Raw genomic sequence first — 12,643 nt, 5'->3', positions numbered from 1 at the left:
AGAGAGAAATTATTTCCCTTCAGAAACGAAAAATGTCGCATCCATGCGACATTTCTCTTTTGGCGGCCAAACCAGTTTTGCTATATCCATTCTAGAGTGCAATCCATTCATTTGGAGCCGCAGCGTTGTAACTGCCTAAGTTCCCCCTAATCACATAGAGCCCCTATGCTCATAGGGCTGAACTTATTTGTTGCCTAGCTGCAACTCCAACTATTTTGAGTAGCGATACATATTCAGAATGTACTTATAAGACGCTGTTAATCTTAATTAGTTCCTTCTATGCGGCATTTTTTTTCGATTTATTTTCTAAGTCGAATGACGCCTCAATCAGTTTCTTGGTGTAGTCGTTTTTCGGCGCATTAAAAATCTCTTCTGCTGAACCTTCTTCCATCACTTCGCCCTTCTGCATCACCAACACTCGGTCTGAAAGCGCTTTTACTACTGAAAGGTCGTGGCTGATGAACAGGAAGCCGATGTTGTGTTTGGCTTGAATGTCTTTTAGCAGATCTATCACGGTAAGTTGTACCGAGCGGTCGAGTGCTGAAGTTGGTTCATCTAACAAAATGAAAGAGGGCTCAAGAATCAGTGCACGAGCAATCGCGATACGCTGTCTTTGCCCGCCAGAGAACTCATGCGGATAACGGTTAATTGAATTCGGCTCTAAGCGAACCTCAATCAACGCTTTGCGAGCTCTTTCTAATCTCTCTTTTTTGGATAGATGAGGTTGATGCACCGTTAAGCCTTCGGTGATGATTTCCCCAACCGTCATACGTGGTGATAAAGAACCATAAGGGTCTTGGAACACCATCTGTACATCCTTCTTGAGAGTGTGACGTTGTTTGTCGTTCAACAAGCTAATGTCTTGGCCTTTGTAAACGATACGTCCGCTACTTGGCAGTAAGCCGATTAATGCACGTCCAAGGGTTGATTTACCTGAACCTGATTCACCCACGATGCCTAAGGTTTCGCCTTGTTTAAGGTTCAACGAAATGCCTTTTACTGCTTCGAAGTACTGGTTCTTACTTTGGATAAAGTGAGATTTGATCAAGAACTTCACGCGAATATCTTCTGCACAAAGCAGTTCTGGCGCGGATGCTTCAACAGGAGCCTTAGCACCTTTTGGAATGGAGTTAATCAGCATGCGTGTGTAGTCGTGTCTTGGATTTTCGAATAAGGTTTGAGTCTGCCCTTCTTCGACTAATTCCCCTTTACACATTACCAGTACACGGTCGGCAAAGTGTTTCACTACGCCTAGGTCATGGGTGATGAACAAAATCGCCATGCCCATTTTTCCTTGAATCTCTTTGATAAGAGACAGTACTTCCGCTTGAACGGTCACATCGAGTGCTGTGGTGGGTTCATCGGCAATCAGAATGTCTGGTTCATTGATCAGTGCCATTGCGATCATGATACGCTGTAACTGACCCCCCGAAAACTCATGCGGGTATTTGGTGTAAGCCTGCTCAGGCATTGGTAAATGCACAAGGTTAAATAACTCTAACACGCGCTGTTTCGCTTGGGCTTTCGATACCTTGCGATGACACATAATGGCTTCTGCCACTTGAATGCCAACACGCAGATATGGGTTCAAAGAGGTCATTGGCTCTTGAAAGATCATGCCGATTCTATCGCCACGAATCGACTGCATTTCTCGCTCGGTTTTTCCTAGAATCGATTGTCCCTCAAACTCGATTTCTGTTTGTTGATCGATAATCGCGTTATCAGGAAGCAAACGCATAAGCGCGTTGGAAGATACTGATTTACCTGAGCCTGATTCACCAACAATGGCCAAGGTTTCGCTTGAATTCAGGGTAAAGTTAACCTTTTTTACCGCGTCAACGATTCCATCGTTGGTTGTGAAGCTCACGGAGAGGTTATTGACTTTAAGTATGGCCTGGTCCGACATGATATATCCTTATCAATTTAAGACATTAGGTGAAGATTGAACTTCTGACGTTGTTTTAAGTTGCCCAAAATGGTGATGAGCACGTTGTATTTGTTCTAGTTCGAGCATCCAATGCGAACTGCGCTGAGCGCTGCAAAAAGCGATTAGGTGATTGAGTAAATCTTCGCTCTGCTTCTCCAGTAACCCAAAAGTACGTTGAATCAGCTCAGTGTTCTCAAGAGAGATAAATTGCATCAGCGCGTAAGATTGATTCAAGGTATCGAAGGCTTGTTGATGCTGACCTAAACGGTTGAGTATCTCGGATTGAGCGACACTTGCGTCCCTCAACCCAGCAAGCAGGCATGCAAATTGGCAGGGTTTGATGTCGCTTTGGTATGCAGCATCTTGGATGTGATGAGGAAGAGAGGTTAGAACATCACCATAGAGGCGCTGTGCTTCGGGCCAGTGGCCTTGTTCCATTAACTGTTCAGCTTTTAGGTAGTGCATCCAGCATCGTTCAATTTCCATATCCACATCCTCAATTTATAATATCTGAAAATGTTAATGATATTTATTATCAATTGCAAATTAAAATCATTCACATGTTAAGTTGGTGAATTAAATGACGGGCTATTCCTAAATATGGCTTAAATTGTGTGTTATTTGTTCGGTTGAACAGCTGTGTAGCGTAAGTCACTAAATTTGTGGGAAATTACATCTACACTGATTTTATCTACACCCAAGTAATGAAGGACTAAGGAGGCGGCGATGGCGATGCAAAGGCTCAATACAGAACAACTGTATCAGGTAGCGGAATTAGACAAGCTACCATGTAAGTCGACCAAAGAACTGGCTCCAATTGACGAAATCGTCGGACAGGAACGGGCACAAAAAGCCGTTGAGTTCGCGATGTCAATTAAGGAAAAGGGTTACAACATTTATGCGATAGGGCGAAATGGTCTGGGTAAACGCACCATGATCTTGCGCTATCTAAACCGTCATCCTCAAGAAGTGCAGGAGCTTTTTGATTGGTGTTATATCGCGAACTTCGAAGATATTCGTACACCTAAGGTACTGAAATTACCTCGTGGCGTAGGCAGCAGCTTAAAGCAAGATATTGAAAAATTGATGCGTAAGTTGCTAAAAGGTATGCCTCTAGCGTTCGATAATGAGATGTACTTTAGCCGTGCAGACAGGCTTAAAAACCAATTAGCGGCTAAGCAACAAGCCGCGTTAGAAAGTATTAGCCAAGAAGCGAAAGATAAAGGCATTAATCTGACGATCACCACTCAGGGTGATTACCAGTTCGTGGCAATGAATGGTGATGAGCTTCATACCGAAGAGAGCTTCGATCTACTTTCGCCGGAAGAGCAAGATCAATTTGATAAAACCATTGATGGATTGGAAGTCGGACTGCGAACCATTTCCCGTGAATTGACTGAGCTTGAAGAGACGTACACAGAGAAAATTCAAAAGCTGAATGATGATACAGCAAGGGATGTAATTACCCACTTTATCAAGCAGTTGAAGCAAGATTACAACCAATATCCAGAGATCAAAAAGTACCTCACGGCACTGCGTAAGGATATTGTTGATAACGCCGATATTTTCCTAGAAGAGAGCACAGAGCAAGCCGAAGTTGCAACTGCCTCTTTGGATAAGAAAATGCCGCGTCGCTACAAAGTCAATGTGATTGTGAGCCAGAAGGAGGAAGCGATGCCGATCGTGGTAGAGGAGAATCCGAATTACCACTCTCTGTTTGGTCATGTAGAAACCGCGACCTTTAAAGGCACCGTATTTACTGATTTTTCATTGATTCGCGCAGGTAGCTTGCACAGAGCAAACGGCGGCGTGTTGTTGATGGATGCGGTGAAGGTACTTGAGCAGCCGTATGTTTGGGAAGGCTTGAAGCGAGCGTTACGTTCACGTCAATTGAGCTTCACCTCACTAGAGAAGGAAGTGACCTTAACGGGGGCAGTATCGCTTGATCCGGAGCCTATCCCATTGGACGTTAAGATCATTCTGTTTGGTGATTACCGCACATACCAGCTTCTGCAACACTACGATGCGGAGTTTGGTGAACTGTTCCGTGTGACAGCCGATTTTGAAGATGAGATGAAGCGTACTCCCGACTCTGAAATGCATTACGCGCGCTTCATTTCGAGTATCGTGCATGACAACAACATGCTGCATTGTGACCGTAAAGCGATTGCTCGTATTATTGAGCACAGCTCTCGTCAGGCGGGTGACCAAGGCAAGCTTTCCCTGCACTCAGCACACATTGCTAACCTGCTTCGTGAGTCAAACTACGTGGCTAGAGGATCAAAATCGAACCTGATTCGTGCAACACACGTCGACCAAGCGCTATCGAACCAACAGATGCGTGTCGGACGACTGCAAGACAGTGTGATGGAAACCTTCACTAATGGTACAACGCTAATCCACGTGGATGGTGAAGCGGTTGGACAAGTCAATGCTCTGTCTGTGTTAAGTACAACTGACCATATGTTTGGCGCACCGAACCGAATCACGGCTACCACGGCTTACGGTGACGGCGAAGTGATAGATATCGAAAGAAACGTCGATCTAGGTGGCAGTATTCACTCGAAAGGGGTGATGATCTTGTCGGCTTATCTTTCTTCTGTGTTTGGTAAGACAGCGAAAGTACCGCTCACTACTAACATCACTTTCGAGCAATCGTATGGTGGCGTTGATGGTGACAGTGCGAGTATGGCCGAGTTCTGTGCGGTAGTATCGGCGTTTTCTAAGCAGCCAAACCGTCAAGACATCGCGATTACTGGCTCGATGAACCAGTTTGGTGAGTCTCAGCCAATTGGTGGTGTGAACGAGAAGATTGAAGGCTTCTTTGATGTGTGTGAAATCAAAGGACGTTCAAACGAACAAGGGGTGATCATCCCACGTTCGAATGTTCATAACTTAATGCTGCGCAGCGACATCGTCAAAGCGGTTGAAAAGGGTGAGTTTAATATCTGGGCGATTGACCATGTAACGGAAGCGATTGAGCTGTTCACAGGCAAACCGGCAGGTGAAGCGAGCGATGAGGGGAGCTATCCAATTGATACTATCTTTGGTATTGCTCAAGCTAAATTGAACGCACTGCGTAAATAACCGTATAGCTAATTAGTTTAATGCCTAGATAAACAGCTAAACAAATAGCTAAAACACAAAAGCCATCGATTTTATCGTCGATGGCTTTTTTATTTGGTTGCGATTTGGTTCGTTAGTCAGCTATGTATTTTTGGCCTGCTTACCGTATTCATGAACGTCGCATGTTAAATGGTGTTACCCGTTTCGTAAGCAGAGCTTGGTACCATCGAACTTCAATTTTGCTAATAAGTGTTTGGCGTTAGCTCGGCCAATATCATCAAATTCCACACCGTATCGAGCGTAGTGTGTCGATTTTTGCAGATTACAGACGATGCCTCTCAATGGCGGAATCAGCGGGCCATTGTAGTTTTCAGGTGTTATTTCAATAGACACGCGATCGGCAATCTGAATAGTACGAGAGGTTGGTGAGGTGACGAAACGACAACCACTTTTCGATAAATCTCTTATCTCACAGTCTGCTCGTTGGTCGTTGAAGATGATTCTTGAAGCCAGGTTCACTTCATAGCGTGTTTCTTTACGCAGCTGTGTCACTTGCATTGTGCTTGGTGTAGAAAGCACAAGAATAGGGAAGGGTTCACCAATCTTATGGTGAATTTGACTTCTAAAGTGGATAAGTGCACCTTCACCTCGAAGAGAATACGCGCGAGCGGTCATCCAAAAACCTTCTTGAAAGAAAAAGTTAAGATCTTCATTGGATACCTCGGGAACCTCAACCACAATGCAGTTATCACTGTGAGTACCAATAAATTTGGTCGTGGCAAGGAACTTAGTGCCAACTGGAGTCGAGACATTTAATGTTAGCTCACTGCCGTGCTCAATCATGGCCAGCGCATCAGTGCTATTGATGGTGGAAACGGTGCGATTACGAGGGTCTTGAAGTGCCTGATTATGCTCCAAAGGCTTCTTCAGAGGTGCGTTCATTATATGTTCTCCATGCGCCAACATGCGTCTGTTAGTTATATTGGTAACTTGCTAACAAGGGGTTATTACGTGCTAGATTTAGTAGATGTACTCACATGAGTTTATAGAGTGCCTTTTATCATTTCTGATTTTATATTAAGCGATAGCACTGAATTATTTACTGTGTTTGCAAGTACTTAGTTTTATTTATATGCACTTGCGTTAGTCTATTACAAGGAACTCATACTTCAAACTTTTATTGTTTGTCGTATTAATTATTTGCAGGAGTTGAGAATGCAGGCAGTAAAATGGGAACAAGAAGTGAACCAGATCACGGTTGAGCTAGAACCGAACCAGTTCGCGGTCGTTAAGTATCAAAAGGACGGAGATGTACTGCATATCACGTCGACACGCATTCCTGACGAACTGCAAGGTAAGGGCTTTGGTAAGGTGATGATGGAGTCTGTATTACCTGAAATTGAACAGGCTGGCTTTAAAGTTGTTCCAGTGTGTAGCTACGTGGTGCACTACATGAACAGGCAAAAACAGTGGTCACATCTTCTATCTGATAAAGCATAGTAACGAGTTATATGTCTCAACCAATATCCTCAAACAGCCTTGCTCAACAACAAGCGAGTTCAAGTCAAAATCAACCTGAGCTTTATCAAAAAATAGCGACCTCACTGGGTTTTGACCATGGGTTTGATGTCCAAGTCATTCAACGCTTGTGGGGCGGATACGGCGAGTTAGTTCGCTTAGTCTTTGCTAAAGAGAGTAGCGCTTCGATGAACAGCGTTATTGTTAAACATGTCGCGTTGCCAGATAAAGCAGAACACCCCAAAGGTTGGAATACTAAATTATCTCACCAACGAAAAGTGCACTCTTACCAAGTTGAGACCGCATGGTATCAATCCTTCACCCAACAATGGGATGAGCGCTGCCCTGTGCCTGTTGGGTTAGAATGTGAATTAGCAGAGAACGAATGGCTTATCGTGATGCAAGACTTAGCAGATATCGGCTTCCCACTAACCTCTCAATTCGATGTGCTCACCGTTTCTGATGAATCAGCTGGCGGCGAGCAGTATAATGCTTATACCTCTGTTGACGTTAAACAGCGCAATGCTTGCTTAAAATGGTTGGCTAACTTTCACGCAAAGCACATCAATATCAATCAACAACAGTCGTCATCATTGTGGCCCGTCGGTACTTATTGGCATCTAGACACACGTCCAGATGAACTCAATGCCTTAGCTGACTTACCTTTGAAATATCAAGCGCAACGCATCGATCGTTTATTGAGAGAGTGCCCGTATCCAACCTTAGTACACGGCGATGCCAAGCTCGCAAATTTTTGTTTTGATTCAGAAAGCGACCGCGCCGCAGCCGTCGACTTCCAATATGTCGGTCATGGTTGTGCGATGAAAGACGTGGCCTTGTTCATGAGCAGCGCAGTTAGGCCGCAAGATTGTGCCGAGCTTGAACCCCAGATATTAGAGAATTACTTCCAATACTTGAAACAGGCACTCGCGCATTATCAGCCACAACTTTCTTTCGACGATGTCGAAGCCGCATGGCGACCAATGTTTTACGTGGCATGGGCTGATTTCCAACGATTCGTAAAAGGCTGGAGCCCAAAACACTGGAAGATTAACCCGTATACTGAGCGGTTGACCTTACAAGTGATCACTCAATTAGACGAACAGGAGTCCGTCAATGTTCGATAGAACCGCGAGCTGGAAAACGCCGCATAACTTCTTATTACTGATTTCGATTGTTGTACCTATCGCGTTTTCGAGCTGGATGGCTCTGCTTAATAACTTCGTGATTGAGAAAGCGAACTTTGATGGTGCGGATATTGGCTTATTACAAAGTGTTCGTGAGATCCCAGGCTTTCTGGCGTTTACAGTGGTGTTTGTGTTGGCTTTCATTCGTGAGCAACGCTTCATGTTGATATCGCTAGCGATGCTGACCGTGGGCACGGCGATTACCGGCTTATTCCCTTCACTGACAGGCCTGTTGCTCACCACTATTTTGATGTCGACGGGTTTCCATTATTTTGAAACGCTGAAGCAATCTTTGTCACTGCAATGGCTAAGTAAAGAAGAAGCGCCAGAGATGCTAGGCAAAATGATCTCGGTGGGTGCGCTTGCGTCTCTACTCACCTATGGCTCTATTTGGGTGATGCTAGAACAGCTAAAATTCGATTTCGCTTGGGTATACGGAATTACCGGAGGCATCGGTTTCATTTTAGTATTGGTGATGACCTTTGGTTTCCCTGAGTTTCAAACCAAGACCCAACAGAATAAGAAGTTAGTGCTAAGAAAGCGTTACTGGCTGTACTACGCACTGACGTTTATGAGTGGCGCGAGAAGACAGATCTTCACCGTGTTTGCGGGCTTCTTGATGGTAGAAAAGTTCGGTTACTCCGCTGCCGATGTCACACTACTGTTCTTAGTGAACTACCTGTTTAACTTCTTGTTTGCAAAGCGCATTGGACGATTTATCGGTGTGGTTGGTGAGCGCAAAGCGCTTATCTTCGAGTATGTGGGTTTGATTGGTGTGTTTGTTGGTTATGGCTTGGTGCAAAGTGCAGAATGGGCGGCGGCACTCTACGTTGTCGATCACCTGTTTTTTGCATTGGCATTGGCTATCAAAACCTACTTCCAGAAAATCGCAGACCCTGCTGACATGGCTTCCACCGCAGGTGTCTCTTTCACCATAAACCATATTGCAGCGGTCGTTATTCCAGTTGTGTTCGGTGTGATTTGGTTGTCGTCCCCTGCCACGGTGTTCTACATTGGTGCAGCAATGGCAGCGGTTTCTTTAGCGCTCTCTTTAAACATTCCTAAGACACCTGAAGAAGGTAATGAAGTGCGAATGTTTAGCTGGCGTTAACTCTAGGTTGAGGCAAATAAAAAGCTCCAATAGCGACATTGGAGCTTTTTTGTATGTGTGATTTGAGGTCAAGCAGCGACCCTAAACGGATTGTTATCCTATGCCACTTGCTTTTCTAAAGCGCCTGTAAAGCGCTTCTTGTAGCTGCGTAACATGCTGAGACTGACTATCGCGGTTAGGGTCTCGGCGAACAGAATACTTGCCCAAATACCTTGTTCTGGGAATAGTTTAGGTAAAATGACGATACCCAATGCGACGAAGACGAAGCCACGACCAAGAGATATCAGTGTTGCTTGCTTAGGTTTCGCCGTTGCTTGAAACAGGTTGGCGATCACCAAGTTGACTCCCATCAGTGGTACTGCAAAGAAGAAGAACGTTAATGCCGTGGCGGAAAGTCCAATCAAATCACTTGAAGCACCTAGATAAAGGGCGGCGATTTGAGGCGCAAACAGATACACAATACCCATAAACACCAAGCCGCTACCAATTGCACTTTTTAAACCTAAGAGAAAAATCGCTTCGATGCGGTTTGGTTGGTTGGCTCCATGATTAAAGCTGATGATTGGCTGGCAGGCTTGAGCGATTCCGACCATCACAAACAGGGCGAATACCCCGACGTTTGCCGTTAAGCCATAGGCGATAATATGATTCTCACCAAACTGATGCAGCAACACGTAGTTGAACAATAAGATTGTCATCGCTGCAGTTACTTCAATGAAGAATGTCGGCGTACCTATTTTTAGGATGCTTGGCAGTTTGCTCAAACCAATCCCTTTTAAGCTCATTTCCAAGGTGCCTTGTCTACGTACAAAGTGGCTTAATAGAATACAAGCGATAACACCTTGGGCAATGGCTGTGCCGTAAGCAGCCCCTTTCATTCCCCAGCCCCACTCTAGTACGAAGAAATAATCCAACACGAGATTGACTATGGCACCTATCGACATCGCGTAAGTCGCCAGTTTTGGGTTGGTATCGTTACGAACAAAGCACGACATGACCCAAGCTAATGAGTACAACACAAAGAATGGCAGCATCACAGACAGGTAATCGTGAGTCAGTTCAGCCATGTAACCAGAAGCGCCCATTAACGCAATCATGTCGTCTAGAAAATACAGAGCAATGCTGACTGAAATGGTGCTAAGCACAGCGGTACTGAGCATGGATTGGCTAAACAGGGTTTGACCTGACGTTGTGTTCCCTTTGCCGACTTCGATAGACATAAGAGCCGCACCACCAATGCCCACCATCATCGCGATGGCGGTGAATATTGAAAAAGCAGGGATGGTTAAAGCAATGGCACCAAGTCCATCAGGGCCAACTCCGCGCCCGACGAACCATGCATCTCCCATGATGAAAAGGGATTTGATCACCATGCCAGTGAGCGCTGGCCAAAGATATTGATAAAAGGATTTGGATATAGGATCGGTTTTAAGGTTGATGGCCATTTGAACAAGCTCCCAACAAATTGGATGTACCAAATTGGATGAAATAAAGAGGGAGCATTATCGGAACTTAGTTAGATTCTAAAAAGGGATGATCTGCGTGTTATGTTGCACTATCTGCACATCGAGTTCGAAACTGTGCTGGTGACTCTTTCATTTGTCCGCGATAAAAACGGCTGAAATAGGCCGGGTCTTCGAAGCCGAGTTCAAAAGCGATGGTCTTGATGGTCTTGGTTGAGAAGATCAGCTCGCGATTCGCTTCTAAAATGATCCGATCGTGGATCAATTGAGTGACGGTTTTACCTTTCTCAGCCTTTACGATTTCGTTGATACGTTTGTTGGTTATCGACAGAGCTTGCGCATAAAAATCGCAATGTTTATGGGTGGTGTAGTGCTGCTCAATCAAATCAACCACCTTGTTTACTCGACTGTCGCGTACTTCGCCTTTCAATGAGGATTGGCTGGCAAAGCGTAATATGTAACGCAAGAAGCTATTCATGAGCGATTCTACTAGGTCCCAGTCGCTCTCTTCTCGCGCGCACTCTTCTTTCAGCATGTTGAAAATAGGCAGCAGGTAGCGATTGCCTTCCTCACTGCAATCCAAATAGGGAGGACGGCTTTGGTGCATGGCAAAAACTGTGTCGACCAGCTGAGTGTTGCGGTGATTGGTTTTTACAAAGCCAGGGGTAAATACCAGTAAACGAGCATTTTCTCCGACTAGCTCCGATCGGTGTACTTGGCCCGGAGCAATGGTGAAAATACGACCGACCTTGTTGTCGTAGTCAACGAAATCAATGCTCTGACTGCCATGGTTATCCACGCACCATACTAACTCCCAGTATTCATGCCTGTGCGGTTCTAAGAACGCATCGTCACTGTTAGTCAGTTCTGTCACGCGACAAGGTTGACCTTTGACAAGGCGTATGTGTTTGATGGGATTACTCATGACATTCCTTTGTGGAGAGATAACTAAGGGTACTAACCAGAGCTGGAAATAATGGCTGAGTCTAATGTAGTTGATCGGGACGTTTAAGTCATTCGCTTGGTGAGCGATTCAATACGAGAAGGGGCTGATTGTAAAGGAATCGTAGATGGTGAAGGAGTGCTTGGGCTAAACAAAACCCCAGAAGCGGATTGTGAGCTTCTGGGGTAGTTTGAATACGGCTTATCTTAGTTCTTAATGTTTAGCTGTTTAGCTGTTTAGCTGCTTAGTTACTGCTTGCCGTTTTAAGCGTTGAACGCAGCTTGAAGATGCTCTTTGGTGCTTTAGTTAGCAAGATGCCACAAAGCAGAGGGATCATCATAAGCAGAGACTGTTCTGATAGAACTTCACCATTGATGTAGCAAGAGATCAGCAGCGCAACCACTGGGAAGATAAGGAAACAAATGGATGCTTGGAACGGCGTCGAAACCTGACCTAGTTTGAAGTAAGCCACAATACCTCCGACACTCGCTACAAAACCTAGGTACACGACCGCTGAGATAGAATCCCAAGTGAAAGATTCTACGTTCACGTTCTCACCAACTGCCGATACAGCAAACAAGAAAATCGCAGCAATGAAACTTGGTACAGCGTTGTAAGTCAGTACCTCGATGCCTTTACAGTGCTTTTGAACCAATACGTACATTACCGCGTGAATCGCAACCGCAAGACCCAGGCAAACCGTACCGATAAAGTAGTCATCACCGCCCATTTGCATTTCGTTACCAAGAATTAAGCACAGGCTTATAACCGCAGTAACTAGGCCGAATATTTGATGCTTCGCTAAGCGTAGACCAAGGAATAAACCTGACATCAGCATCACAGCAACAGGCATGTTAGCGAAGATGATCGAAGCCAAACCAGAAGAGATGTATTGCTCACCATAGATCATCAAAGTGAACGGAATCGCAAAATACATCAGTGCCACAATAAGCAGCCATTGACGCTTGCCCTTAGGGAACAGCAAAGGTTGATTGAAGGCTTTTGCTAATACTGCAAGCAGAGGGGCTGCAAGTAAAAAGCGCAGTCCAGTAGCAAAAATTGGTGGGATAGAATGCAATGCCACTTCCATAGCGAACCAAGTGGTTCCCCAAATTAAGCAAACAGAGACAAAAAGCAAGATAGTTAGCGACTTCGAATTCATGGTGACTACTCATTAATAATTATTTTAAATCATAGGCTTGTAGCGCCTTAATGACGTGGCACAGTATAAGGATGTCGTCGGAGAAAAAATTTGTCTTTTTGTCTCTAATTTAAATGAAATGTAGAAAGTAAATCTCCAATGTGGATATTGAAAAGCAAATATTTTCACTAATTGATATTTTTATAAAGTCATTATTCTTTGTGAGGTTTAATTTTAGTTTAAAAAACGACCAGTTAAGTGAAGAAGGGTGATTTGGCTGAAATCAA

10 protein-coding genes are annotated in these 12,643 nt (G+C 44.7%); 4 read left to right on the top strand and 6 right to left on the bottom strand.

Features of this window, described 5'->3' with window-relative positions; genetic code table 11:
- Positions 1-277: 277 nt before the first annotated feature.
- Together OCV56_RS21330 and OCV56_RS21325 are read right to left on the bottom strand one after the other, a co-directional pair.
- Positions 278-1,906 (bottom strand): ABC transporter ATP-binding protein, encoded by a 1,629-nt coding sequence (locus OCV56_RS21330; RefSeq protein WP_086714534.1) that lies wholly within the window; start codon positions 1,904-1,906, stop codon positions 278-280.
- A 12-nt stretch (positions 1,907-1,918) separates the two neighbouring features.
- A complete protein-coding gene (locus OCV56_RS21325; protein WP_029235272.1) occupies positions 1,919-2,413 on the bottom strand; it encodes a hypothetical protein in 495 nt (164 codons plus the stop codon).
- Positions 2,414-2,653: 240 nt separating this feature from the next.
- On the opposite strand from OCV56_RS21325, the gene OCV56_RS21320 reads away from it, so the two are divergent.
- Positions 2,654-5,014 (top strand): Lon protease family protein, encoded by a 2,361-nt coding sequence (locus tag OCV56_RS21320; protein WP_086714533.1) that lies wholly within the window; start codon positions 2,654-2,656, stop codon positions 5,012-5,014.
- Between the two features lie 174 nt (positions 5,015-5,188).
- Here the strand turns inward: OCV56_RS21320 and OCV56_RS21315 are convergent, their stop codons facing one another.
- Positions 5,189-5,935 (bottom strand): flagellar brake protein, encoded by a 747-nt coding sequence (locus OCV56_RS21315; RefSeq protein WP_086714532.1) that lies wholly within the window; start codon positions 5,933-5,935, stop codon positions 5,189-5,191.
- A gap of 273 nt (positions 5,936-6,208) precedes the next feature.
- Here OCV56_RS21315 and OCV56_RS21310 point away from each other — a divergent pair, with 273 nt between their 5' ends.
- The 3 genes from OCV56_RS21310 to OCV56_RS21300 are packed head-to-tail and all read left to right on the top strand — an operon-like array spanning position 6,209 to position 8,809.
- Positions 6,209-6,493, top strand: coding sequence for a GNAT family N-acetyltransferase (locus tag OCV56_RS21310; RefSeq protein ID WP_086714531.1), 285 nt, complete (start codon positions 6,209-6,211; stop codon positions 6,491-6,493).
- An 11-nt stretch (positions 6,494-6,504) separates the two neighbouring features.
- Positions 6,505-7,638 carry a phosphotransferase gene (locus OCV56_RS21305; RefSeq protein WP_086714529.1) on the top strand — a complete coding sequence of 378 codons (1,134 nt, stop codon included), beginning with the start codon at positions 6,505-6,507 and terminating at the stop codon, positions 7,636-7,638.
- Complete coding sequence (locus tag OCV56_RS21300) at positions 7,628-8,809, top strand: MFS transporter (RefSeq protein ID WP_086714527.1); 1,182 nt, start codon at positions 7,628-7,630, stop codon at positions 8,807-8,809. The genes OCV56_RS21305 and OCV56_RS21300 overlap by 11 nt, the downstream gene beginning before the upstream one ends.
- A 98-nt stretch (positions 8,810-8,907) precedes the next feature.
- On the opposite strand, the gene OCV56_RS21295 is transcribed toward OCV56_RS21300, so the two are convergent.
- From OCV56_RS21295 to OCV56_RS21285, 3 genes are all read right to left on the bottom strand, one after another.
- Positions 8,908-10,254, bottom strand: a complete 1,347-nt coding sequence (locus tag OCV56_RS21295; protein WP_086714526.1) for an MATE family efflux transporter — start codon at positions 10,252-10,254, stop codon at positions 8,908-8,910.
- A 100-nt stretch (positions 10,255-10,354) separates the two neighbouring features.
- A complete protein-coding gene (locus tag OCV56_RS21290) occupies positions 10,355-11,197 on the bottom strand; it encodes a helix-turn-helix domain-containing protein (protein ID WP_086714524.1) in 843 nt (280 codons plus the stop codon).
- Positions 11,198-11,459: 262 nt separating this feature from the next.
- Entirely contained in the window at positions 11,460-12,377 is a 918-nt protein-coding gene (locus OCV56_RS21285) for a DMT family transporter (protein ID WP_086714523.1), read from the bottom strand.
- Positions 12,378-12,643 lie beyond the last annotated feature (266 nt).

Origin of the sequence: Vibrio gigantis (assembly GCF_024347515.1) — a bacterium.
GTDB lineage: Bacteria > Pseudomonadota > Gammaproteobacteria > Enterobacterales > Vibrionaceae > Vibrio > Vibrio gigantis.
This window is presented reverse-complemented; position numbering and strand designations above follow the sequence as displayed.

What these genes read in the sequence shown, in the direction of transcription:
- OCV56_RS21330 (WP_086714534.1), bottom strand. Translation starts at nt 1,906, where the DNA reads ATGTCGGACCAGGCCATACTTAAAGTCAATAACCTCTCCGTGAGCTTC.
- OCV56_RS21325 (WP_029235272.1), bottom strand. Translation starts at nt 2,413, where the DNA reads ATGGAAATTGAACGATGCTGGATGCACTACCTAAAAGCTGAACAGTTA.
- OCV56_RS21320 (WP_086714533.1), top strand. Translation starts at nt 2,654, where the DNA reads ATGGCGATGCAAAGGCTCAATACAGAACAACTGTATCAGGTAGCGGAA.
- OCV56_RS21315 (WP_086714532.1), bottom strand. Translation starts at nt 5,935, where the DNA reads ATGAACGCACCTCTGAAGAAGCCTTTGGAGCATAATCAGGCACTTCAA.
- OCV56_RS21310 (WP_086714531.1), top strand. Translation starts at nt 6,209, where the DNA reads ATGCAGGCAGTAAAATGGGAACAAGAAGTGAACCAGATCACGGTTGAG.
- OCV56_RS21305 (WP_086714529.1), top strand. Translation starts at nt 6,505, where the DNA reads ATGTCTCAACCAATATCCTCAAACAGCCTTGCTCAACAACAAGCGAGT.
- OCV56_RS21300 (WP_086714527.1), top strand. Translation starts at nt 7,628, where the DNA reads ATGTTCGATAGAACCGCGAGCTGGAAAACGCCGCATAACTTCTTATTA.
- OCV56_RS21295 (WP_086714526.1), bottom strand. Translation starts at nt 10,254, where the DNA reads ATGGCCATCAACCTTAAAACCGATCCTATATCCAAATCCTTTTATCAA.
- OCV56_RS21290 (WP_086714524.1), bottom strand. Translation starts at nt 11,197, where the DNA reads ATGAGTAATCCCATCAAACACATACGCCTTGTCAAAGGTCAACCTTGT.
- OCV56_RS21285 (WP_086714523.1), bottom strand. Translation starts at nt 12,377, where the DNA reads ATGAATTCGAAGTCGCTAACTATCTTGCTTTTTGTCTCTGTTTGCTTA.